Annotated in this window: 18 protein-coding genes and 1 riboswitch; of the genes, 5 read left to right on the forward strand and 13 right to left on the reverse strand. The window is 35.3% G+C overall.

Annotated elements, in window-relative coordinates:
* Nucleotides 1-38: 38 nt before the first annotated feature.
* Nucleotides 39-362 (reverse strand): DUF6660 family protein, encoded by a 324-nt coding sequence (locus tag CLU97_RS01410; protein WP_121486363.1) that lies wholly within the window; start codon nucleotides 360-362, stop codon nucleotides 39-41.
* A 165-nt stretch (nucleotides 363-527) separates the two neighbouring features.
* On the opposite strand from CLU97_RS01410, the gene CLU97_RS01415 reads away from it, so the two are divergent.
* Both CLU97_RS01415 and CLU97_RS01420 read left to right on the forward strand, forming a co-directional pair.
* Entirely contained in the window at nucleotides 528-998 is a 471-nt protein-coding gene (locus CLU97_RS01415; protein WP_121486364.1) for a hypothetical protein, read from the forward strand.
* A complete protein-coding gene (locus tag CLU97_RS01420; RefSeq protein WP_147436410.1) occupies nucleotides 991-1,341 on the forward strand; it encodes a hypothetical protein in 351 nt (116 codons plus the stop codon). Before CLU97_RS01415 ends, CLU97_RS01420 begins: the two co-directional genes overlap by 8 nt.
* 328 nt (nucleotides 1,342-1,669) lie before the next feature.
* On the opposite strand, the gene CLU97_RS01425 is transcribed toward CLU97_RS01420, so the two are convergent.
* A complete protein-coding gene (locus tag CLU97_RS01425) occupies nucleotides 1,670-1,993 on the reverse strand; it encodes a RagB/SusD family nutrient uptake outer membrane protein (protein ID WP_228437451.1) in 324 nt (107 codons plus the stop codon).
* Nucleotides 1,994-2,097: 104 nt separating this feature from the next.
* Between CLU97_RS01425 and CLU97_RS01430 the strand changes: the two genes are divergently transcribed.
* Entirely contained in the window at nucleotides 2,098-3,444 is a 1,347-nt protein-coding gene (locus CLU97_RS01430; protein WP_121486246.1) for an IS5 family transposase, read from the forward strand.
* A 7-nt stretch (nucleotides 3,445-3,451) separates the two neighbouring features.
* Here CLU97_RS01430 and CLU97_RS01435 read toward each other — a convergent pair whose 3' ends face one another.
* Both CLU97_RS01435 and CLU97_RS01440 read right to left on the reverse strand, forming a co-directional pair.
* Complete coding sequence (locus CLU97_RS01435) at nucleotides 3,452-4,633, reverse strand: RagB/SusD family nutrient uptake outer membrane protein (protein WP_228437453.1); 1,182 nt, start codon at nucleotides 4,631-4,633, stop codon at nucleotides 3,452-3,454.
* A gap of 17 nt (nucleotides 4,634-4,650) precedes the next feature.
* Nucleotides 4,651-7,581, reverse strand: coding sequence for a SusC/RagA family TonB-linked outer membrane protein (locus tag CLU97_RS01440; protein WP_121486366.1), 2,931 nt, complete (start codon nucleotides 7,579-7,581; stop codon nucleotides 4,651-4,653).
* 83 nt (nucleotides 7,582-7,664) lie between these two features.
* Nucleotides 7,665-7,763, reverse strand: a riboswitch (SAM riboswitch).
* Nucleotides 7,764-8,007: 244 nt separating this feature from the next.
* Here CLU97_RS01440 and CLU97_RS01445 point away from each other — a divergent pair.
* Nucleotides 8,008-8,415 carry a type II 3-dehydroquinate dehydratase gene (locus tag CLU97_RS01445; RefSeq protein WP_121486367.1) on the forward strand — a complete coding sequence of 136 codons (408 nt, stop codon included), beginning with the start codon at nucleotides 8,008-8,010 and terminating at the stop codon, nucleotides 8,413-8,415.
* Nucleotides 8,416-8,485: 70 nt separating this feature from the next.
* Entirely contained in the window at nucleotides 8,486-8,923 is a 438-nt protein-coding gene (locus tag CLU97_RS01450) for a hypothetical protein (protein ID WP_121486368.1), read from the forward strand.
* A gap of 52 nt (nucleotides 8,924-8,975) precedes the next feature.
* Here CLU97_RS01450 and pckA read toward each other — a convergent pair whose 3' ends face one another.
* From pckA to CLU97_RS01490, 9 genes are all read right to left on the reverse strand, one after another.
* Nucleotides 8,976-10,592 (reverse strand): phosphoenolpyruvate carboxykinase (ATP), encoded by a 1,617-nt coding sequence (pckA, locus tag CLU97_RS01455; protein WP_121486369.1) that lies wholly within the window; start codon nucleotides 10,590-10,592, stop codon nucleotides 8,976-8,978.
* A gap of 126 nt (nucleotides 10,593-10,718) precedes the next feature.
* A complete protein-coding gene (locus CLU97_RS24280) occupies nucleotides 10,719-10,997 on the reverse strand; it encodes a hypothetical protein (RefSeq protein WP_317125970.1) in 279 nt (92 codons plus the stop codon).
* Nucleotides 10,994-11,623, reverse strand: coding sequence for a GYDIA family GHMP kinase (locus tag CLU97_RS01460; protein WP_317125971.1), 630 nt, complete (start codon nucleotides 11,621-11,623; stop codon nucleotides 10,994-10,996). The genes CLU97_RS24280 and CLU97_RS01460 overlap by 4 nt, the downstream gene beginning before the upstream one ends.
* Nucleotides 11,624-11,632: 9 nt before the next feature.
* The gene (gene fabD / locus CLU97_RS01465) at nucleotides 11,633-12,508 is read right to left on the reverse strand and encodes an ACP S-malonyltransferase (RefSeq protein ID WP_121486370.1); all 876 of its coding nucleotides are present in this window, start codon (nucleotides 12,506-12,508) and stop codon (nucleotides 11,633-11,635) included.
* 70 nt (nucleotides 12,509-12,578) lie between these two features.
* Nucleotides 12,579-14,549, reverse strand: coding sequence for a LysM peptidoglycan-binding domain-containing protein (locus tag CLU97_RS01470; RefSeq protein WP_228437455.1), 1,971 nt, complete (start codon nucleotides 14,547-14,549; stop codon nucleotides 12,579-12,581).
* Between the two features lie 38 nt (nucleotides 14,550-14,587).
* Nucleotides 14,588-16,174 (reverse strand): bacillithiol biosynthesis cysteine-adding enzyme BshC, encoded by a 1,587-nt coding sequence (gene bshC, locus CLU97_RS01475; RefSeq protein WP_121486372.1) that lies wholly within the window; start codon nucleotides 16,172-16,174, stop codon nucleotides 14,588-14,590.
* A 12-nt stretch (nucleotides 16,175-16,186) separates the two neighbouring features.
* Entirely contained in the window at nucleotides 16,187-18,130 is a 1,944-nt protein-coding gene (locus CLU97_RS01480) for a putative porin (RefSeq protein WP_121486373.1), read from the reverse strand.
* A 91-nt stretch (nucleotides 18,131-18,221) separates the two neighbouring features.
* Nucleotides 18,222-19,793, reverse strand: coding sequence for a RagB/SusD family nutrient uptake outer membrane protein (locus CLU97_RS01485; protein WP_183084494.1), 1,572 nt, complete (start codon nucleotides 19,791-19,793; stop codon nucleotides 18,222-18,224).
* Between the two features lie 67 nt (nucleotides 19,794-19,860).
* Nucleotides 19,861-22,725 (reverse strand): SusC/RagA family TonB-linked outer membrane protein, encoded by a 2,865-nt coding sequence (locus CLU97_RS01490; RefSeq protein WP_121486375.1) that lies wholly within the window; start codon nucleotides 22,723-22,725, stop codon nucleotides 19,861-19,863.
* Nucleotides 22,726-22,869: the final 144 nt, after the last annotated feature.

The raw sequence follows: 22,869 nt of genomic DNA on the forward strand, positions 1-22,869 counted from the left end.
TAATCAGAAAGCATAGGCTTTCTAAAAGTCAATAAAAATTAAATTTTAGGAGGCTGCCAGATAGGATCGTAAATCTGGTAAGCGAAGTCGTTTTTGTGGAATAAGATCTTCTTTGAAAAATAAGCAGGAATTTGCTCCGGTATTTCTAATAAAGGATCCATTTTAAATGCTGAAACCGTTATCTGACAACAGCTGCAAGCACATAGCGGAGAACAGATATCTCCTTTTTCTTTTGAATGATTTTCCTGAACACTTAAGAAGATCATCTTATTCCCCGAATTCTGCGGATGAGACACGTCAGCGCATGGCATCAATGATAGCGCCATGAAATAAATTGCCAATATCCATCTTAAAAGGTTCATTGTTACAAAGGTAGAGATTTTTTATAAACTGAATTATTCATATTAAGTATTTAACTAACATTTTTATGTAAAAACCTATTCGCAAATATGTATCAAGGTCTTTATGATAAAAATAAAATTCATATCATTGAAAATAAAAATAACTCAATATGAAAAAGGGTACATATGAAAAATAATCACTTTTTTATCACCTTTTATTTGCTGATTATCATTAGTCTGATATCATGTAATAAGCAAAATACAATAAACCAGAATTCATCATTCATTTATAAAGATTTGACTGATACCTACGATTCAAAAACAGGTTTGTTTACACGAAACTATGATTCCGATTCAACTACGATAAAGGTCAATTTAACCAGAGAAGAAGAAGAAAAAATTCTGAAAACTTTTTCAGAAAACAGCTTTGAAAGTCTTCCTTCTACAATTGATTGTTCTATATGGGGATATAATCCTAAGATTTATAACAGATTGATTCTGAACAATATTAATGTAGAGTATATTCACAATACTGAAGAAGGATGGTTCTGCTATAATGGAAAAAAATTCGACAAAATTAACAAAACTATACAGGATATTATCTTCAACAAAAATGAAGTGAAACAACTAGAGCCTTCCACTATAGCATATGAATAAAAAGTATCTGATTGTGGTTAAATATATTTTTTCAATATTCTGCATGATAGGATTTCTAAGCAGTTACGGACAAAAACTATATAAAATAGAAAAAGATCAATATGGTGAACCTTTATTAAATGATAAGACACAATATTCATTTAAAGAAAAACCAAGCGAAAAAGATCTAAAGACAATAGATACTACGGCATATTATGTTCAGGTATTTGAAGGAAGACCTTATAATGAAGAAGAAATGAAGAATCCAAGGATAATCATTTTTCATAAGAATGTTTTTTTTAAGAATGAATCACTTATGTATTTTGGAAAATTTGAGATACATGGAGGAAAATATAGAATATAGAATAATAATATTCAACTTGAACAATTTGGAAATTCTCCAGATTCAAAAAATTGGTATACAAGATATATAACTAAAGGTAAAATAGAAAATAATAAAATTATTTTTAATGAAGGTTTAGTTTCTGTTTTTGAGAAAAGAAAAAATTTATCCATAAAATAGCGAAATCTTTAATTTTGGAAACAATAAGTAAAGCAGGTCAACAAGCCGCAAATTGGAATAATTGGTTTTGGAAAGGATATTTTTCAATGACTTATGAAAATAACTTTAAAAACAAAAACCACCGCAAAAGCAGTGGCTAAAAATCAAATCTAATTATAAGTATGTCCTCTTATAAGTTCGGGTTGTTTTCAGATTCTCTTTGTGGAATACTGAATAAATAATAATTACTGTTGGGTGTAAAAGCAGATTTATCAGGGAAATCAAGAACAGAATGTCCTTTACCGTCTACGGTTTTCACAGTTCCGTCCGGTGTAGTTATTTGTACTTTTATCGGTTTTCCATCTGCATCTACAAATGGTTTTCTTATCACCGTTCCTTGCGTTCTGATAATATCTGAAAGCGAAAATCCTTCTCCGAACAATTCTTTTCTTCTTTCAATCAAAATGGCATCTATTACAGCATTCTGTGACAATGAGCCACTATAAATAGTCACTCCTTAAAATACATTTAAAACATTGGATATTAGTATTCTAAATATTGATTCATTTGTTTTTTCTTGCAGGTTTTTGTATTTTAGAGCTTTAAAACCTTGCAAATATGTTGGGAAAAAATCCAGAAAAACTGCCAGAATTATTTCGCCCGATGTTGGTGGATTTTATTGATGAGAAGCACGAACTTGTATTGCTTTCAGAAAAAATTGATTGGAATTATTTCGAGAAAGAATTTTCTCCATTGTATTCTAAAGTAGGCAATCCAAGTCATCCGATTCGGTTTATGGTGGGCTGCCTTCTTTTGAAGCACCTGTACAATTTGGGCGATGAAACCCTTGCCTCAGCGTGGATTATGAATCCTTACATGCAGTATTTTTGCGGAAGAGTTTTCTTTGAACATGAATTCCCGTGTGACCCAAGTAATTTTGTGCATTTCCGAAAAAGAATTGGCGAAAACGGTATTGAAAAAATCTTTGCCTACAGTGTAAGGATGCATGATGCAAAGGTCAATACTTCACATTTTGTTTTGTCAGATACCACGGTTCAAGAGAATAACACTACTTTTCCTACGGATGCGAAATTGTGTAAAAAAGTAATTGATTATTGCAACAAAATAGCCGAAAAAGAAGGCCTAAAGCAGAGACAGCGCTACACGAAAGTCAGCAAACGACTGGTTCGCAACACCTACAACGGCAAACATCCTAAGCGAGCTAAAATGGCAAGAAAGTCACAAAGACAATTAAAAACCATCGCCATGAGGCTGATACGAGAACTGGAACGCAATTTTACGGCAGAACAGAAAGAGTTTTACAAAAATACACTGACACTTTACGCCAAAGCGGTTACTCAAAAAAGAAACGATACCGATAAAATTTACAGCATTCACAAACCATTTACCCGATGTATTGCGAAAGGAAAAGCTCATAAACAGTATGAATTTGGAAATAAGGTGGGCTTGATAACGACCTCGGGCAAAGGCAAAAAAATCATTCTTGGGATTAAGGCATTTTTACAAACACCATACGATGGTCACACCATTGAGCCGCTTCTGGAGCAAATGGAAAACAGTGGTCAGCAACTTCCAAAAGAACTCGTTTACGATCGAGGTGGCAGAGGAAAATCGGAGATCAAAGGCGTAAAAATCTCTATTCCAAGCACTCCAAGAAAAACAGACACCGCTTATCAAAAACAAATAAAACGCAAGAAATTCAGAACTAGAGCAGCGATCGAACCTATCATCGGACACTTAAAGACGGATTTTAGGCTGGCTCAAAATTATTTCATGGGAGAAATGGGGCCACAAATCAATGCATTATTATCAGCAACCGCCTGGAATATGAAGAAAATGATGGAAATACTGAAAAAAGAATTGAGTTTATTTTTTTATCAAATACAAATTATCCTATTTTCTAATTCTATGTTTAAAAATAAATTAGAAAATAGCATTTCTTAAGGAATGACTAAATATTAGCATTTCTCGCTGATTTCAATTGATTCAATACTGCGACTGCCTGAGAAACATTTCCCGTTCTGGCTTCAGCCTCAGCTTCAATCAGATACATTTCCGCAGCTCTCATGTAGACAATATCTGCAATAAGGGTTGGTTTAAACTTAAACTTAGCATACCTCAGCAATCCTTCTCTTCCTTTCTGTCCGTCCCATGAAAACAATTGGGATCTGATATCATTGGCATCGAAAAGATCTTTAAAATAAGGGTCAGCCATAAAACTGTAGTAAAAACTTCCTGATGAAGACACATCCAGATAATGGAAGGCATAACTCGCATCCGACTGTTCCTGTGTCTGTGCATGTCCCCAGATCCATTCCGCATTGTTGATGTCATTAAAACCATCCTTATATTTTTCCGGAGCCATCAGTGGGAATCCTTCTCTTGCAATTTTGGCTGATGCTGAAGCTTTGCTCCATTCACCGGTATTCAGATAGGTTCTTGCTAAAAGGCCGTTTACAACAGCACGGTTAATCTTATCTTTATTATTTCTTGTATAACTTTTCAACAGATTATCTGCATCGGTCAGATCACTTTTAATCAAAGTATAGATTTCTTCAAGGCTCGCTCTCTTCTTCCCTACAGTGCCTGTAGTGGAAGGCTCAGTATAGATAGGAGCTGTAAGCGCGGATTTGTCTTTCAGATAGCTGAACTGGTAAAAACTGGCCAGATTCAGATAACAGAAAGCACGTAATGCTTTTGCCTGCCCTTTCACCTGATTCTTTTTCTCCTGACTACCTTCTGTTCCATCAATTCTTGTAATCACATTATTCATATTATTGATGGTAGAATATAACATGGTCCAGATAAACAGCGGGCGGCTTGCTGTACTGTTCACCATTTCCGTAAAGGCATAGGTAGAAGCAAAACCATACTTATTAGTCAATACTGCTACATCACTTCCCATCGCATCACTGGCTCTTAAGACAGTAGAATAACCAATATTGGCATAGGTAGTCCCATCATTATTGAATTTTGCCCAGGTTCCGTTTACTACGGTTTCTGCACTTTCAGCTGTTTTGAAAACTTCCACACTGTTGGCCTGATCAGTTGGAGCAGTATCAAGATCACTTTCACAGCTTATCAATGTCAAAAATCCGATAAGCGTAAATGATAGATATTTTAATTTTTTCATTGTTTCAATTTTAAAGATTAAAGTGTTGCCTGAAGACCAAATGTGATCGTTCTCATTGCAGGATATCTGTAATACGTTGTTCCATCCAAAGCCTGCTCAGGATCCATCCCTTTATGTTTATAGAAGGTCAGAAGGTTTTCTGCCTGGATATAAATTCTGAATTTTTTAAGTCCTATTTTCTCAAAATAAGATTCAGGAAGAGTGTATCCTAAGCTTACATTTTTAAGTCTTGCATACGTTCCTGAGTATAAGAATCTGGAAGATGTGGATGTCCAGTTGTTTGTTGTAGTACTCAAACCAGGAACATCTGTATTAGGATTATCTGGCGTCCATCTGTTCAGCATTTCAGCACTCCATGCACGTCCTCCGGCACTTCCGTTATGCATGATGGAAGTATAGTCATTATCCAGAATTTTACCCCCTATTTTGAATGTCAGTAATCCTGAAAAGTCGAAATTCTTATAATTGATACTTGTACTGATTCCTCCTGTCAGTTTAGGCAATGCAGAACCCTGCAACAGTTTTGTAGCTTTGGAATATTCTGAAGTAGTTCCCTCTACTGAGTTTCCGCTGGCATCTGTAGTCACGGTTTTCCACAATGGCTTTCCATTGCCCGGATCTACTCCTACCCATTCCGGAATGAAGAAATCGTATACAGAACCTCCCACTGTCAATAATTTAGTTCCTACCACAAGAGAACCTCCGGGCAGTTTGGTTACTTTATTGTTTAAAGTACTCATGTTAACATCCACATTCCATTGGAAATCATCAGTTTTAACAGGTGTTGTAAATAATGAAAATTCAAATCCTGTATTCTGAATGGTTCCGATATTCGCAGGATAATCACTGATTCCCAATGATGGTGCAACTGGCATATTAAACAGAAGATCCTGGCTTTGTCTTTTGAAATATTCGATATTTCCTTTAATTCTGTTATTCAGAATGGCAAATTCCAATCCTACGTTTAAATTAAGGTTGGTTTCCCATTTCACATTATTGGTAGACGTTTTTTCCAGTGTAGTTCCCGGCTCTCCCCCAAGGCTGATAAACTTGTATAGTTCCTGATATGCATAATAAAGCGGCTGCCCGTTCGGTCTAAGTAACTTATCATTCCCCTGACCACCATAGCTGGCACGCAATGTCAACTGATTGAAAACATTCAGGCTTTTAATAAATTCTTCGTTTGAAATCTTCCATGAACCTCCTACAGACCAGAATCTCCCCCATCTGTTATCCTTTTCAAATCTTGAAGAACTGTCTGCTCTTCCTGAAGCTGATAGAAAATAAGTATTGTTATAATCATACTCTACTTTTCCAAGGAAACTTAATAGGCTTAATTTATTACTGTTTCCACTGAAACTGCCTAATAAAGAAGCTGCATCCGGCTCATAGTAATAAGGCAGTGAGAACTGGCTTCTTGTTCCGGAAATTGTCTGATAATCGTATTTGTAGAATTCATGTCCTGCCAAAGCATTGATATGATGTTTTCCAAATTTCTTATCATACGTAAGAATATTACTGGTGGTATAAGAAAGTGTTCTGGTATTTGTTTTCGTCACCGAGCCTCCCGTTTCTGCACCTTGTCCCAGTAATGGATTTGAATAATAATGTCCATTATAATTCACCAAATCAACAGAGAAACTTGTCTTGAATTTTAATTCCGGCAAGAAAGTAAATTCCATGAATCCTTTTCCTGAGAAATTATCTTCTTTATTATCGTTTTTGTCTAAAGGCAGTGTTGCAGCAGCATTCTGATTCTGAAGAGCATTCGTAGGTCTGTATTTTCCAAAATCATAAATTGGATTTCCATCAGCACCTAAAATATAAGTTCCGTCCGGATTTCTTTCATAATAAGGATAAAATGAAGGTATAAATCTTGCTGCATTGATGATATTACTCGCCTTCGAATCGGAAGAAGTCGGAGCCTGCTGAATGCTGTTTGTATAGTTTAAATTCACTCCTACATTCAGCCATTTTTTTACCTCAGAATTGATTTTCAATCGGGTATTATATCTTTTATATCCTGATTCAATTGCCATTCCTTTATCATCAAGATAGCCCAGAGAAAAGAAATAATTGCTTTTCTCACTTCCTCCGCTGATATCAAGATCTACCTGATTTCTTGAAGCTACTCTCTGTAAAATATCCCTCCAGTCATCATTCCAAAGTGCTGATGCCCCTGGCAACAATTTCCCATCTGTCCCTACGGGTTTTGGATAAGCAGTTCCATATGGGTTGATCCCTAATGTAGAAACAAGATTATCCGTTGCCATCTGAGCAGCCTGTTGAGAAGAAACTTTTCCAGACTGATATCCATTCCTCAACGCTTCCCAATACAATTGAAAATACTGATCTGTATTAACCTGTTCATAATCTTTAACTGCTCTTCCGGAGAATCCCTGGCTGATATTAAAATTGACTTTAGCCTCACCTTTTTTACCTGATTTTGTGGTGATGATGATAATTCCGTTAGCTCCTCTTGAACCATACAAAGCACTTGCTGTAGCATCTTTCAGAACACTGATGGATTCAATATCGCTTGGGCTGATAGCGTTCAGGTTTCCGTCAAAAGGAATTCCATCCACCACATATAACGGATCACTGGAAGCACTGATGGAACCAATCCCTCTGATTCGGATGGTAGAAACAGCTCCCGGCTGTCCAGATGCACTGGTCGTTTGAATCCCTGCAACCTGCCCTTCCAAAGCTTTGGTAATATTGGTGACAGGTCTGTTATTAATCTTATCACTTGAAATGGTGGCTACAGAACCTGTATAGCTGTTTCTTTTTGCCTTTCCGTAGGCTACTACCACAACTTCATCAAGTTCTTTTTCGTGGAGGCTATCTTTCGGCTTGGTATTTTGTGCATTGACACTGGTTATTCCTAGAAAAAATGCAGCTACCGGAGGTATCCAAACTTTAGAAGTGAATAAATTCTTGCTAATCATAATCAATTTTATTTATCATATATTAAAATTTAGCCCTTTGCAGAAATATCAGCAAAGGGCATCGATAAATACGATAAACCAAATGCTTATTTTTCCTAAAAAGGCTGAATGTAACACCTTGCCCCACGGGTAGGTTGTTAAGATTTCATAGGGTCAGTTCCCTCCATCTTTCTTTATAAGCCGATCGAAATATGGTTGCAAAGCTAAAAACTTTTAGTCTACAAAACAAGTAGACTTATTTATTTTTCATGATAAATTTTCAAAAATTAACGTAATTTTTTAATAAAACCCCTTACAACAAAGAGTTACACCTATTATCATTTTATCACACATGATAAATATCATTATTAATATCCTAATTAAATAAAAGTCAATCAATGGAGAAATTTTTAGCTGTTAATTAAAAAAAGTTTTTAATTTTATAGTATGAAAGTTTTGATCATCAATGGCCCTAACCTTAACCTTTTAGGTACCAGAGAACCGGAAATCTATGGAAATGTTTCCATGGAAAGTTATTTGGAAAATTTAAAATCTGAGTTTCAGGCTCATAAATTAAAATATTATCAGTCTAATATTGAAGGGGAGCTTATCAACAGACTTCAGGAGGATGATTTTGATGCAGTAGTGATTAATCCGGGAGCTTTTACCCATTATTCTTATGCTATCGCTGATTGTTTGAAAAATATCCGAAAGCCCAAAGTAGAAGTTCACATCAGCAATATTTACAAAAGGGAAGAATTTCGACAGAAATCTGTAACGGCAGCTAATACGGATGCAGTTTTATCTGGCTTTGGAATGGATGGATACAGATTGGCTATATTGAGTTTAAAATAATTCTGTTGCTTATTTTCCCACAGATTGCACAGATTTTCACAGATACCTATGGATAATTAGAAAATGATTCATGAAAATAAAGGACAGGATTTACTGTAATGACATTGGAGCTTATCCTAAGCAATTAACAAAGAGAAAATCTTATATCATTGAGGAAATAGAATCTGAAAATATAAGAATCTGTAATGATGAGGGAAAACTTAAGTGGTATTCAAAATTTTATTTCCAGGCATATAAAGAACCTGAAATAATTTCAATTCATATAGATGATAAAATAGAAAATTCAGAATCTGATGTGATAGAAGTAACCATCGAATTTTCCAACAAAGAAAAATATTGGCTAACCTTCACTACTCCAAAATATTTAGATAACATACTGGACGAAGAATCTTACTTTTCTTCAAGAGATTTTATAATAATAAAAAGTTTAAGTGAAGAATCAATCAAATCAACCATCCAAAAATTGGACGAAAAGAATGAATTGATTCAAAACTGTAAAAAAATATGAATAAAAAAGCCTCATCAATGAATGAGGCTTTTTGTATGTTGATGAGTAACTATTAGATAGTCTGTTCCTGCAATTGAGGTCCTGAAGCTACTAATTTCTTACCTTCTTCAGTATCACAGTACTGCTCAAAGTTTTTGATATATCTTGAAGCAAGATCTTTTGCTTTTTCTTCCCATTCTGAAGCATTTTCATACGTATCTCTAGGATCTAAAATACCTGTAGAAACATTTGGTAATTCAGTAGGAATCTCAAGATTCATGATAGGAACCTGAGTTTTTGGAGCATTATCGATAGATCCATCAATGATAGCATCAATAATTGCTCTTGTATCTTTCAGAGAGATTCTGTTTCCGGTACCATTCCAACCCGTATTTACTAAATAGGCTTTAGCTCCGTGCTCCTGCATTTTACCGATCAGTGTTTTAGAATACATTGTTGGGTGTAATGTAAGGAACGCTTCACCGAATGCAGGTGAGAAAGATGGCTGAGGCTCTGTAATTCCTCTTTCAGTTCCGGCTAATTTCGATGTATAACCGCAAAGGAAGTGATATTGAGCCTGATCTTCGTTCAGAATGGAAACCGGAGGAAGTACCCCGAATGCATCTGCCGAAAGATATACAATCTTCTTAGCATGACCTGCTTTAGAAGGCAATACAATTTTGTTGATATGATAAATTGGATAAGAAACTCTTGTATTTTCTGTGATAGATCCGTCAGTATAATCTGCTACTCCATTGTTCACTACAACGTTTTCAAGAAGTGCATCTCTTTTGATTGCTCTGAAAATATCCGGTTCTTTTTCTTCTGATAAATCAATTACTTTAGCGTAGCATCCTCCTTCATAGTTGAATACTCCATTGTTATCCCATCCGTGCTCATCGTCACCGATAAGGTATCTTTTAGGATCTGCTGACAAAGTAGTTTTACCCGTTCCCGAAAGACCAAAGAATAAAGCAACATCTCCTTTTTCACCTACGTTTGCAGAACAGTGCATAGAAGCCATACCTTTCAATGGAAGGTAATAGTTCATCATGGCAAACATTCCTTTCTTCATCTCACCTCCGTACCAGGTACCTCCGATGATCTGTAGTTTTTCAGTAAGGTTGAACATAATGAAGTTTTCAGAGTTTAATCCCTGAGCTTCCCAGTTCGGGTTGGTAGTTTTTGATCCGTTGATTACTGTGAAATCCGGCTCACCAAAGTTCTCCAGTTCGTAGTGAGAAGGACGAATAAACATGTTAGTCACGAAATGCGCCTGCCATGCCACTTCAACGATAAATCTTACTTTAAGTCTTGTATCTGCATTTGTACCACAGAATGCATCTACTACATAGATTTTTTTAGCTTCAGAAAGCTGGTTCATCACTAGTTCTTTACAAGAACCGAAAATTTCTGCAGTTGTAGGTAAATTTACTTTACCATCCCAGAAAATTGTATCCCTTGTAACATCATCCTGAACAATATATCTGTCTTTAGGTGAACGACCTGTGAAAATTCCTGTTTTTACTGATACTGCGCCAGACTCTGTAAGCTCAGCTTGCTCAAACCCCTGATTTTCAGGAGAAACTTCAGCCTGATATAATTCTTCATAAGAAGGATTATACACTACTTCATAGTTTCCTTTAATCCCTAATTTCTCTAAATCCTGGATGATTTTAGTGTGTTTCATTTTACTTATATTTTCTATTTCTTTATTGACTTCAACAAAAATAATATTAATTATTTGTTAAAGGTGGTTTAAATATACTGATATAAGTCAGAATGACAAATAAAAAACAGGACTATAAACAATTGATTATAAATCAATTATATTTTGCCATTCAAAAACGGTTGTAAAACCTTTCTCCCAAAAATAGTTCTTATAGTCCCCAAATTTGGCACTCATTACAAAATCTCCACCCCATGCGCCTAAACTTTTGACAAAAGAAGGGCAATCTGAGAAGAATTTTTCTTTAACTGTCGATATTTCAAGAAAATCCGCAATTTTATGCTCATGAATCATCATTAATTCGGAAAAATTTTCCAATTCATTGCATAACAATATTTTTTTTGTGAGATCTGAAAATTCATTCACCAGTTCCGGAGACTTTTTTTGGACTTGTAAAAACTGATACCTTCTCTACTATCCTGCTTCTGATTTAAGTGTATAAAAATCAGTTCATTTTTAAAAGAAGGATTGAAATTCACCTTCTCATATTTGATCTCAGGCTTACTTTGAAAAAGGACGGCAGATTTTTCCTTTGCCACTGCGATATCATATCCACTGCCTCCCAAACTGATTGTATTGAGATAAAAAGGATCTATTTCCGCCCATTCCGCAAGATTGTTCATCAGGGTAGAACTGCTCCCAAGTCCGTAATTTGCAGGAAACTGAAGGTTTGTTTTTAAATGATAAGTAAGATCAGTCTTGAATTTACTGTTAGAAAGCTGCTGAACATTCTTTAAGGTTTTGGTAATAAATTCAGCGCTTGATGGACGGTTGGTCTCTAAGATCTGCCAGTTTTTATAATCAATGACAGCCCTTAACCATAATGTATTCTGATGATAGGCTTCCCAAAGAATAAGCGACTTACCATCTTTTATTTCTTCAAAAAAAAACTCTTGTCCCAGCTTGGTAGGTACCGCTAAGACAAGAGCTCCATCTATTGCGAAATATTCTGAAGTAAGCATAAGCTTGCCCGGTGAAAATATCGCGTTCATATTTTTTTGTTAGATTGCAGAAGCAGCTTCTACGGATCCGTCAATTTTCTTGATCAATCCCTGAAGGGTTTTTCCTGGCCCTACTTCTACGAAGTTAGAGGCACCGTCTTTGATCATATTCTGAACAGACTGAGTCCATTTTACAGGACCGGTAAGCTGAGCGATCAGATTTTGCTTGATCTCATCAGGATTGGTAACCGCTGTTGTAGTGATATTCTGATATACAGGAATAGTTGCTTTTCTGAATTTTGTATTTTCAATAGCTGCTGCCAGTCTTTCCTGTGCAGGCTGCATCAATGGGGAGTGGAAAGCTCCGTTTACCGGTAACAGTAATGCTCTCTTCGCTCCTGCTTCTTTCAGCTTTATGCAAGCTTCTTCTACTGAAGGTGTTTCTCCTGAGATTACCAATTGCCCCGGACAGTTATAGTTTGCCGGAACAACAATTCCGCTGATCTGTGCACAGATTTCTTCAACCTTGGCATCATCTAAACCTAAGATAGCTGCCATAGAGCTTGGATTGGCATCACAAGCTTCCTGCATCGCTTTTGCTCTTTCGGAAACTAATTTCAAACCATCATCAAAGGATAAAACTCCGTTGGCAACCAAAGCTGAAAATTCTCCTAAAGAGTGTCCTGCTACCATTTCAGCACCAAGACCATTTACGGCTTTTAATGCTGCTACTGAATGTATAAATATTGAAGGCTGGGTAACCTCTGTTTTTTTAAGATCCGCATCCGTCCCGTTGAACATAATGGAAAGAATGTCGAAACCTAAAATTTCATTGGCAGATTCCATCAGATCTTTAATATCTTTTCTAGAATCATACAATTCTTTTCCCATTCCTACGAACTGAGAACCCTGCCCTGGAAATACAAGTGCTTTCATGTATTGAATTAAATATTATGCAAATATAACTATAATGTTAACAATATCCTTTTAAATGGCTATAAATCATTTAAGGCACTAACCTGATTACTCTATAACCAGTATTTACATAAGCACCATTAGCTTTAGATTTTACAAACTCAAATTTTGTAGCAAGCTGAGTCTGAACTTTATTCATCTGCTTAAAGATTTCTCCTTTTTTATTTTCTCTGGTCAGCATGTCATTCACAACATCAAAACCTACAATTGCATATTTCGGTGGAGTTTTACAATATTTACTTTTATAAGCGGCCAGAATTTCTTTTTCAAAACTTCCGTCTGTATTGATCTTTCTATCCATCAGATACACAAGACTTGCCTGGCTCAATTCGTCTACTTTCTTTTCAAAAGTTGGAGAATAGAACATACTGAATGCTTTCATCCCCTGTACTTCTTTAGACACAGCAGCAATTCTGTTGGCAAAAGCATCTCCTGCAGCGTTATCATCATTCGCTAAAATGGCAATAACCGGTGCAGACTGTCCTGTCATCATGTTCTGATCCGGCTGAATATCTGCCGGAGAGTTAACAATAATAATATTTGGATTTTTTACTGCTTTTTCAAGCCCTGCTTTAATATAGTTAGCATTCTCTTTTTTAGCATCTGCTACAATATATATTTTCTGATCGGAATAAATTCCTTTTACTTCTTCTACAATCTTATCAGCATACGTTTGATTGTTAGTCTCAACGATAATAAGATTACTGTAATTGTACAATTCCGGAGAGTTGGCAAATGGAGCTACAATCGGGATTTTCTGATTTTTGGTAAAATCAAGAACGTCAATTACATTAGATTTAAAGAAAGGCCCGATAATAAGATCTGTATTCTCAGGATTGATCTGCGTTAAAGAGTTTTTGAACGAAGCTTCGTTTCCTGAATCTACTACTTTAATGTCCAGTTTTTGTCCTCCTCTTGCATTTCTTTCAATAGCAAGTTTAGCTCCTGTCAAAAAGTCAAGTGCCATCCCTCTGTACTGGGTTTCGTTGGTACTGTAACCAAATGGAAGCATCAGGATAACACTAAGAGCGTCTCCGTTTTTCTTTATATAAGCAGCATCCTGTTTTTTGATTTTTAAAACCATTCCGGTTTTCAAACCATGAGAAAGATCCGGGTTAAGTGCTATAAGCTCATCTATAGAAACCCCGAATTTATTCACAATAGAGAATACCGTATCTCCCTGCTGAACTGTGTAAGTTACGTAATCATCACCTACGGCAACATTGGAAGAGGTAGTTGATTTCTCGTTCCCTGAATCCATTTTTGCTTTTGGATTAGGTGTTTCTGCAACGATATCAGTGTTGGTAGAAGTATTGGATCTTTTTATTTTAATAGTATCACCAGGCTTAAGTCCTTTTTCTTCCAATCCCGGATTTAAAGCATAAAGATCCTGCTGGCTGATGCCAAACTGTTTTGTAATTCTGTAGTAATTATCTTTAGACTGAATCACATAAGATTCTCCTTCTACAGCAGTGGTTACAGGTGTAGATGTAGCAGGAACATTTGTTTTTTCTGCTATGGCTTCAACATGTTTTTCTGCAGTAGTCACAGCCTGTTGGGCACCACCATATTTTTTGATACTGGCAAGAGGCAGTGTAATTTCATCTCCGATTTTCATATGTGAATCCAGTTCAGGATTCAGTTTTCTCAAATCGGTTTCAGAAATTCTGTATTGTTTTGTAATGCCATAAACAGTCTGTTTTGGCTGCAAAACAATTTTCCCCAAAGAAGAAGTACTTGTACTCACAGTTGCTTTTTGCACTGGAGTTGATTTGGTAACAGCTGCCGCAGCTGTTTTCTCTGATTTAACAGTTAAAACATCTCCAATAGCTAGCTTGCCATCTTTATGTTTTGGGTTTAGCTTTAGCAATTCATCTACAGTTATTCCATACTTTTTTGCAATGTTGTAAGGATTGTCACCTTGCACAACGGTATGTGATTTCTGGGCTGAAACTCCCAAAACCATACATAAACTGGATAGAATAAAAAACCTTTTTATCATATTAGATAATTATAATTTACAAAAATACTTCTTTAAAATTAAATGGCAACAATTATTAATTTTGATTCTTGAACCACCATCTCTTCCAAACAATTTTCAAGCCACGAATAGCCATAATCTGAAAAGAATACACTAAAATTATAGACTCTTTCCTGCCATGTTTTTGCAGGATGAACATCTAAAAACAAATTCTCAAGTCTTTCCAGCAGTTCATTTTGTTTTATTTTTTCAGCATGAAGAAGACGTTTTTTCATTCTTTTGAATGACTTCAATTGTCTTATTTCTTCTGCCTTCACCATATTTCCGAAAGATTTTTCAGTAGTTTCTGCCGAAGCTCTTAATGCTGAGAAATTATTGATCAGTAATTCTTCTTTTTCTTCAAGCAATTGTAAAATCGGATTATCTTTTAAAATTTTCTGATTGGTAAGGACTGTAAAATTATGGAAGAAATCTTCTATTTTAAGATCCAGTTTCTCAATTTTTCCTAGAAGTTTTTCTTTCAGGAAAAGCATTGAGTTTCTCGGAATCAGAATAGGGAAAGGAATATTAATTTTTGAAAAGTAATCTTTCAGTTCCAACCAGTACATGATCTCTGCATTTCCTCCGATATATGCCAGATTGGGAAGTACATTTTCCTGGTACACCGGGCGCATTAAAGCATTTGGACTGAATCTTTCAGGATGATTTTCCAACTCGTTCAGAATTTCTTCTTCCGTAAACTGAATATTTTTATCTACAATACTGTATTTCTGTCCATTAAACTCAATTCTGTCTCTGGTTTCAGAAAGGTAGAACAGGTTTATTTCACGGGGATTTACCTGAACCTTTCCATATTTGTCAGTCAGAAATTTCACTTTATCTTCAGAAGTTTTCTGTAAACTGAAATGAAGAAGCTCATCTTTAAAAATCTCCTTCATCTGGTTTTTAAGATCTTTAGAATCTCCATCTAAAATCAAAAGTCCGAATTCTGAAAAAAGACGGTTTACAAGTATCTTAATAGCTTCCGTTAAAGTATTTCCTGCTTTATAAGCTTCCTTCATCATCAGGATAAGCTCTGTCCCGAAAATAGAATCTTTGAATTCTTTTTCAAATTCAGAAATAAAATAGGTATCACTGATCTCAATTCTGCCTACCGGACCTCCGGATTTCTCATTGGTTTCGTAATAATTATTTTCGGTCTTAAAATGGTTGATCTCTGCAAAATCATGATCTTCTGAAGCCATCCAATAGATTGGAACAAAATTAAAATCGGGAAAATTTTCTTTCAGATAGGTGCATGTCTTGATGGTCTGAAGAATTTTATACACAAAAAACACAGGTCCCGAAAACAGATTCAGCTGATGTCCTGTGGTAATTGTAAATGTATTGGGAAGTTTAAGATCCTCAAGATTTTCTCTTTGCTTTGAAGAAAGAATGAGATCTGAAAGCTGGCCTTCGAACACATCAGATAAAATGATCCTTTTTTCTGATGAGAACGCGTCTTTTTTAAGATGAATCTGCTCTCTGAAATGATCTAAAGAAAATGTATTATTTTCAAATCCCTCAATTTTTTGATTTAAAAAATCTTTTACGAGCTGAGGAATGCTTTCTATATCGTTAAATGATATTTTATTAATTGTTTTCAACCTGTACAGTTTTTAGTTGAACAAATACCACACAATCCCGATGTTCAGTCTGAAATCATATACCGGATAATGTGGAAATGCGTATGCTTTGTTATTGGAAATAACAGTTCCTATCTGCTGTCCTTCAATGAAGAAGAACATCTTTTTAACCTTCATATTGATATAGATATCTGCGATAGGCTGTCCTCCAATTGAGAATGAATCCGCTCTCGGAAGAATATACTCGTTAAGAACAGGGAAATATTCTCTTGAAGCAAATTTTGAGAAATAATATACTTTAACCCCGGCCTGAATTTCTGCCGCTTTTTTGAATGCCTGTGTCTGGTAGAAGAAGTTAGCTCTACCGATGAAACCTGGTAAAGGAAGTAATTCTTTGTTGGTCAATGTATTTTGGAAATGCAGTCTTGTATTCAAATGGAACTTTCTGAAGCTGAATGTAGCTTCACCTCCAATCTGAGAGATATTTACAGAATTATTACTTTGCTTTGGACTCATAGTGCTGTCAAAGTACGTATAGTTATCTATCCTGAAATAATTAGCAAAGATTTCGGTTTTAAACCATTTAAGATTGATGCTTCCTCCCAATTCCATTACAGACTGATTTTTTGCATTTTCCAAGTAATAGTTGAAATTATTGTACACAGAAGTATTCATTAAATAATTGAATGAAGGATATGCACTTTGGAAATTTACCTTAGCATTAACAAAATAATCTTTGATGGGTTCAAACTTCAGATTATTGGTTGTTTTAAGATAGCTTTTAAACTGGCTTCCGTTTGAAAATTCAAGGAATGAATTCAATTGAATTTTATTCCATAGTTTTACCTGTAGATTTCCCACAGCTCCAATTCTGTTTTCTTTAAGTTCATTCGGAAAAGGAAATGCATTATTAATAGACGCAATATCTGTTACTCCAAATTTAATGATCTGATAACGTACACCGGCATCCAGCTTGAATTTTTCATTATTAAAGATCAAGCTTACTGTATTGCTGAAGTTTTCGGAATATTTTTTTGTGGTCAGCGGAAAACCATTTACTAAATCCGTTGGAGCATCATACCAATAGGTTTCCGGAGTTGTTTGATTATAATAATATTTATTTCCCTGATGAGAAAGAATATGTCTTATACTAAATGGAAATTTCTCAGAATTAAATGGCTTAAACTCTTGGCTCAAATAGTATCTTCTGTAAGAAAACTGTGAGCTTGAAGAGGCCAAACTTACCTGTGCATTCAGTCTGTTGCTATAATTGCTGTCGCCATTCATAAACAGATTATCTTCAGTAATACCCCCACTTTCCTGGTTGTTTACATTCTGGTGAAGATAGTGGGCAAAAAGCTCATAGTTTCCGCTTTTTGAAACATAGTGTCCAGAGAAAATAGTATTGTTATTGGCTGCTAAAGAGTTTCTGTAAAGTCCCTGCGAACGTAATCCCATATATTCAAGTGCAAAATTGAATCTTTTTCCGATATTCTGAGTATAAGTAGATCTCAGAGCGGCTCCGTTTCGCATTGCATTGTGATACACAAATGTGGCTGTGGGTGTTTTTACATCATAATATTTCACATCATTTGCTCCAATGATCATATATGATTTATTGGTAGGCAATAAGGAAAGATTTTCCTCAGCATTAACTTCGAATACAAGGGGATTGAATCCTGAACCGATGTTCGCAGGCTGTATCCTTCCAAAATTATCTTTATTATTTTGCTGCGAAAAGATATAGGTTTTATCAAAAGTCATTACGGTATCAAAAACTTTCTTTTCAGAAAACTGAGTCTGATACAGGTAATCATTAATAGTAGGTTTGAAAATTTTCAGGGAATCTTTCTTCCCGGAGTCTATTACCAATGTGTCTTCTGCTTTTTTGGATTGAGGCTTGGTTTCGGCTTTATTCACGACCTGAGCCCTGGCTGCAAAACTTAAAGACAAGAGTATGAAAAGGATGTACTTCATTATTCATTATTGTACAGCAAAAATAAGAAATAAAAGGACATAAAAACCCCCGCTTTAAGCAGGGGTTCTATATCAAATGATTATTGTATGATTAATAACCAGGATTTTGCTGTACACTTGCGTTACCAGCAACTTCACTACTTGGAATTGGTAATGTATATCTGTAATCACCATTCGTAAGATTGGACACATCAACGATGTCATCTGTTGGATTTCTATCCATTGAAACTCCAGCTTTAACAGCAAGTCTTTTCAAGTCTATATACCTGTGTCCTTCAAAACTAAGTTCGATTCTTCTTTCATTTAGAATGCCTTTAAAAGCAGCCGCTGCATCAGCATAAACGGGAGCAGTTGTAGCTGTTCCCTGCGTATTTCTCGCATCTCTAATTGCTTTAATATAGTTTGCGGCTCCTGTAAAGTCTCCTGCATTAGCAGCAACTTCACTTAAAATGAAATACATTTCTGAAAGACGTAAAGATTTAATATCATTTCTGGTATTACTACCTGTTTTTCCTGGATATTTATCTACTATCAGTTTATCTAATCTAGTATTAACACCAGGGTTAAGATAGTTAGGATTTGGAGTACTTGAAGGATCAATAAATGCATATCTTCTAACATCGTTTTGTAAACCTGTTAAAATATTATACAGATTACGCCCTACAAACCACCATGGTGTACCAGTAACACTTGAGTTATTCAAATTATATCTTGACCCTAAAGCAATTCCATTAGCTCCAGTAGCCTGTCTCCCTAAAGAAAAGATTACCTCACCTCTGAAAGCATCTTTATCATCCCATAAATTTCTGTATGGATTAAATGAATTTGATGTACTATAGAATGCACTATTCCAAGTTGAATTACCAATTGTAGGTGCAGCTGTGGTTGTAATTGGAGTACCGGCAGTTAAAGCAAAAGAAGCACCACTAACACCTGTTGTTGCATCAAGTACAGCCTGGGCATCTATTTTTGCTTGTGCAAAATTTCCTCTATATAGATTAAATCTTGCGCTTACAGCATTAACAAAGCTTTTTCCTACGTAATATTTATTTGCATCAGATTTTGCTGCAGCACTAGCAGAAGCATCAAGTTGAGCAAATGTAGTTCTTGCAAACTGGAGATCACTGTTTATAAGTGTATAAATATCCTTATTGCTGACTCTAGGTCTTTGAACAAAATTTCCTTCATCTACCTTATCACTTAAAATAACTCCTAAGGCATTTTCATCTGCCATATTAGTAGAGAAATAAGTTTCTAATTCAAGATAACAGAAAGCTCTGATAGCTCTAGCCTGTGCAACAATTTTGTTATAATTAGTGGTTTCTACTGCACCGTTAGGTGTAATTTTGCTTGCACCGTCTAATAACCTATTGATTCTGTTAATTGTTCTGTAGTGTGATTGCCATATTAACTCAGGATATGTTCCAACCCCACCGCTTACAATAAAACGGTGTAACTGAAATTCCTGTCCACCACTACCATCACCAGGTTTAACTTCATCAGTAATAACAGATGATAAATACACTTCGTTAGCAGTTTCTAAGGTACCATACACACTTCCGATAAGGAAAGACTGCATACCGTCAATACTAGCAACAGCTTGAGAATCATCCAACTGCCCTGGCTGAACTGCATCTATCGCATCACTGCAACTATTAACCACAGGTAATGCTGTGAATACTCCTGCGACGAATAATAATTTTATTATATTTCTTTTCATTTTTTAATTTTTAAAATTCTACGTTGAAACCGATAGAGAATGTTTTAGGATTAGGATAAACACTTAATGAATAATCAGTAACAGGCTCTGGATCAAGACCTTTCCAACTACTCCAAGTAACCAAATTCTCACCTTGAACAAATAGCTTTAAGCCTTTAATAGGTAATTTTTCTAAAGCAGCTTTAGGAAAAGAATATCCGATTGAGATAGTTTTCAATCTGATAAAATCTGTTTTATATAAATATCTATCAGAACTTCCATCAGCTCCGGTGTTACTTGCTGTAATAGATGGAAGGCTAGCATTTTTATTATCAGGAGTCCAAGAATCAAATAGATCTGCACTTACATTATTACCTGTACCAATACTGTTTGGATCAACTAACCATGTGTATAAATTGTCAAACTGCCATCCACCTGCTTGCCATGAGAATAAAACATCAGCAAAGACACCTTTGAATGAGCCATTTAAACCAAAACCACCTTGGTATTTAGGATAGAATGATTTTCCAGTTAATACTCTATCACTATCATTAGGGTTTTCCGTAATATTACCATTTTTGTCTAAAAACTGCATTTCTCCAGTTTCTTTATTCACACCTGCATAGCGCACAAGATTCCACTGAAATGCTAATGATCCAGCTGCATTTACGTTATCTGTCGGAGAATATCCATATGGTAATTCAATAATCTTATTTTTATTAAATGATCCATTAGCAAAAACAGATAATCTAAAGTCTCCTTTGTTAAAAATATTATATCTTAAACTACCTTCAACACCATTATTTCTCATACTACCATTATTACCGTCAATGGTAAATACTCCATTAGATGCAGCTGAAATGTTCAATTTATTAAATAAATTGTTAGTAGTTTTGATATAGTAGTCAAAGTTACCTTCTAATTTTCTATCAAATGCAATAAAGTCTAAACCTACGTTAAACATTTTTTGAGTCTCCCAACGAACATCTGGGTTTCCAAGAACAGTCATGGATAAACCTTGTTGATTCAGATATGCTGTTGATGTTTGATAAACGTTTCTAAACAGCGTAGTTGTATTAGGGTTTACAAGAGGATTTAAGTTATTTACAGTAATTCCTAAGTTTTGGTTACCTTGAGTACCATAAGAAGATCTTAGCTTTAACATATCAAATACGGATCCATCCATAAATGCTTCTTTATCGATATTCCATCTGCCTGAAACAGCCCAGAAAGTATTCCATCTATTCTCTTTTGAGAATCTATATGCACCATCTCTTCTTACCATACCAGTAAAACCATATTTACCAGCGTAATCGTAGTCTGCCGTAGCAAAATAAGCTAGAGCTCCTGCATTAACGTTCTGTGCTGTAACATTTGGAACATATAAGGTCGGCGTTGTAGTACTATAAGGAACATATCCAGTACCAGCCCCTAATACCCATGTTAATGGATTTAAGCCGTTCTGCTGATATTGCTTAGTTCTGTAATGAGCCTTAATATAATCTAAATAAGCTCCAACTTCTAATGTATGATCTCCCCAAGACTTATTAAATGTTAAATTTGTAATACTGTTTATATTAAAATCTTTAACATTATTCAAGACTTCAAGACCTCCATATGGATCATTACCAGCTTTAGCAACCAAAGCCAAATATCCATAAGGTGCACGTGCAAAAGCTCTGTCTGATTCTTTGAAATCAATACCAGATTTATGACCTACTGTTAAATAATCAGTTAGTTTATATGCAAAGTTAACGTTTGCTAAAACACTCGTTTCAGTATATACGTTTTGTATACCTCCATTGATAATATCTTGAGTAACCCATGGAATTCTATCACTATATGCTGCACCAATTGCCTTATACATATCAGATCCTCTTGTATACGGATTAGGCTCCAAGTCTGGTCTAGCCAAAATTGAACTAAAAAGCGGATTCTGAAGTGGGTTGGCAACTAAACCTGCTACGTTCGTTTCTTGATCTAGCTGATGTCTTTTTGAATATCCAACTGCTAACTGGCTTCCGTATGTAAACCTTCCATCATTTGATTTACCATTAATATTATTTCTAAAACTAAACCTTTTAAAATCTGTTGACTTTACGATCCCAGTCATATCAAAGTATCCTAATGATGAGTAAACTGAGACGTTTTTTCCACCAAAGGTCAAACCTAGGTTATGCTGCTGAGTCATACCAGTCTGGAAATATTGTTTTTTCCAATCTGTATTAGGTGCATTTTGGACTTCTTCAGGCGAATACTGTTCATCTGGACCAAAGACAAATTCATTTTGTAAACTTCTGTACTGACTTCCATTTACTAAATTATACTTATGATTAGGATAAGCAGAAAAACCAATTGTAGAACCGTATGAAAGTTTCATTCCGCTATTATATGTACCATTTTTTGTGGTAATAATAACAACTCCATTCGCCGCTCTGTTACCATAAATTGACGTTGCGGCTGCATCTCTAAGAACAGAAATAGTCGCAATATCATCAGGATTTAGATTTCTAAACTGTGTTCCGTTTGTACTCATACCATCGATTACATATAAAGGATCCATGGTTGAGTTAAGAGAACCAATACCTCTTACTCTAACATCAATTCTACCTGATCCAGGTGAACCTGAACTGGAGTTAATGGTAATACCGGGAGCTGCTCCTTGTAATGAGTTTAGAAAAGACGCATTTGGACGATCTTCTAAAACTTTTTCAGATATGGTGGTTGATGCTGCAGTCGACTTAGCTTTTGTAGCAGTTTTACTATATCCAAGCACAACGACCTCATCGATTTGCTTTGTTTTAGATGTAGTATCTTTTTTAGCCGTTTGCGCAAACGCTACCTGTCCTAAAAAAAACAAAGCTCCAGCGCTTAATACACGTAATTTAACATTCATATTAACAAATTTTAATATATTTAATGGGCAAATATGTTAATAAATATTAACACATGCAAATTTTAATTTACGCATCTATGCCGTTCACACTGTGATACATTCTTATTCTTAAATACCCATAATAAAGATTCACAATATTCAATG

This window comes from Chryseobacterium sp. 7 (assembly GCF_003663845.1).
Lineage (GTDB): Bacteria > Bacteroidota > Bacteroidia > Flavobacteriales > Weeksellaceae > Chryseobacterium.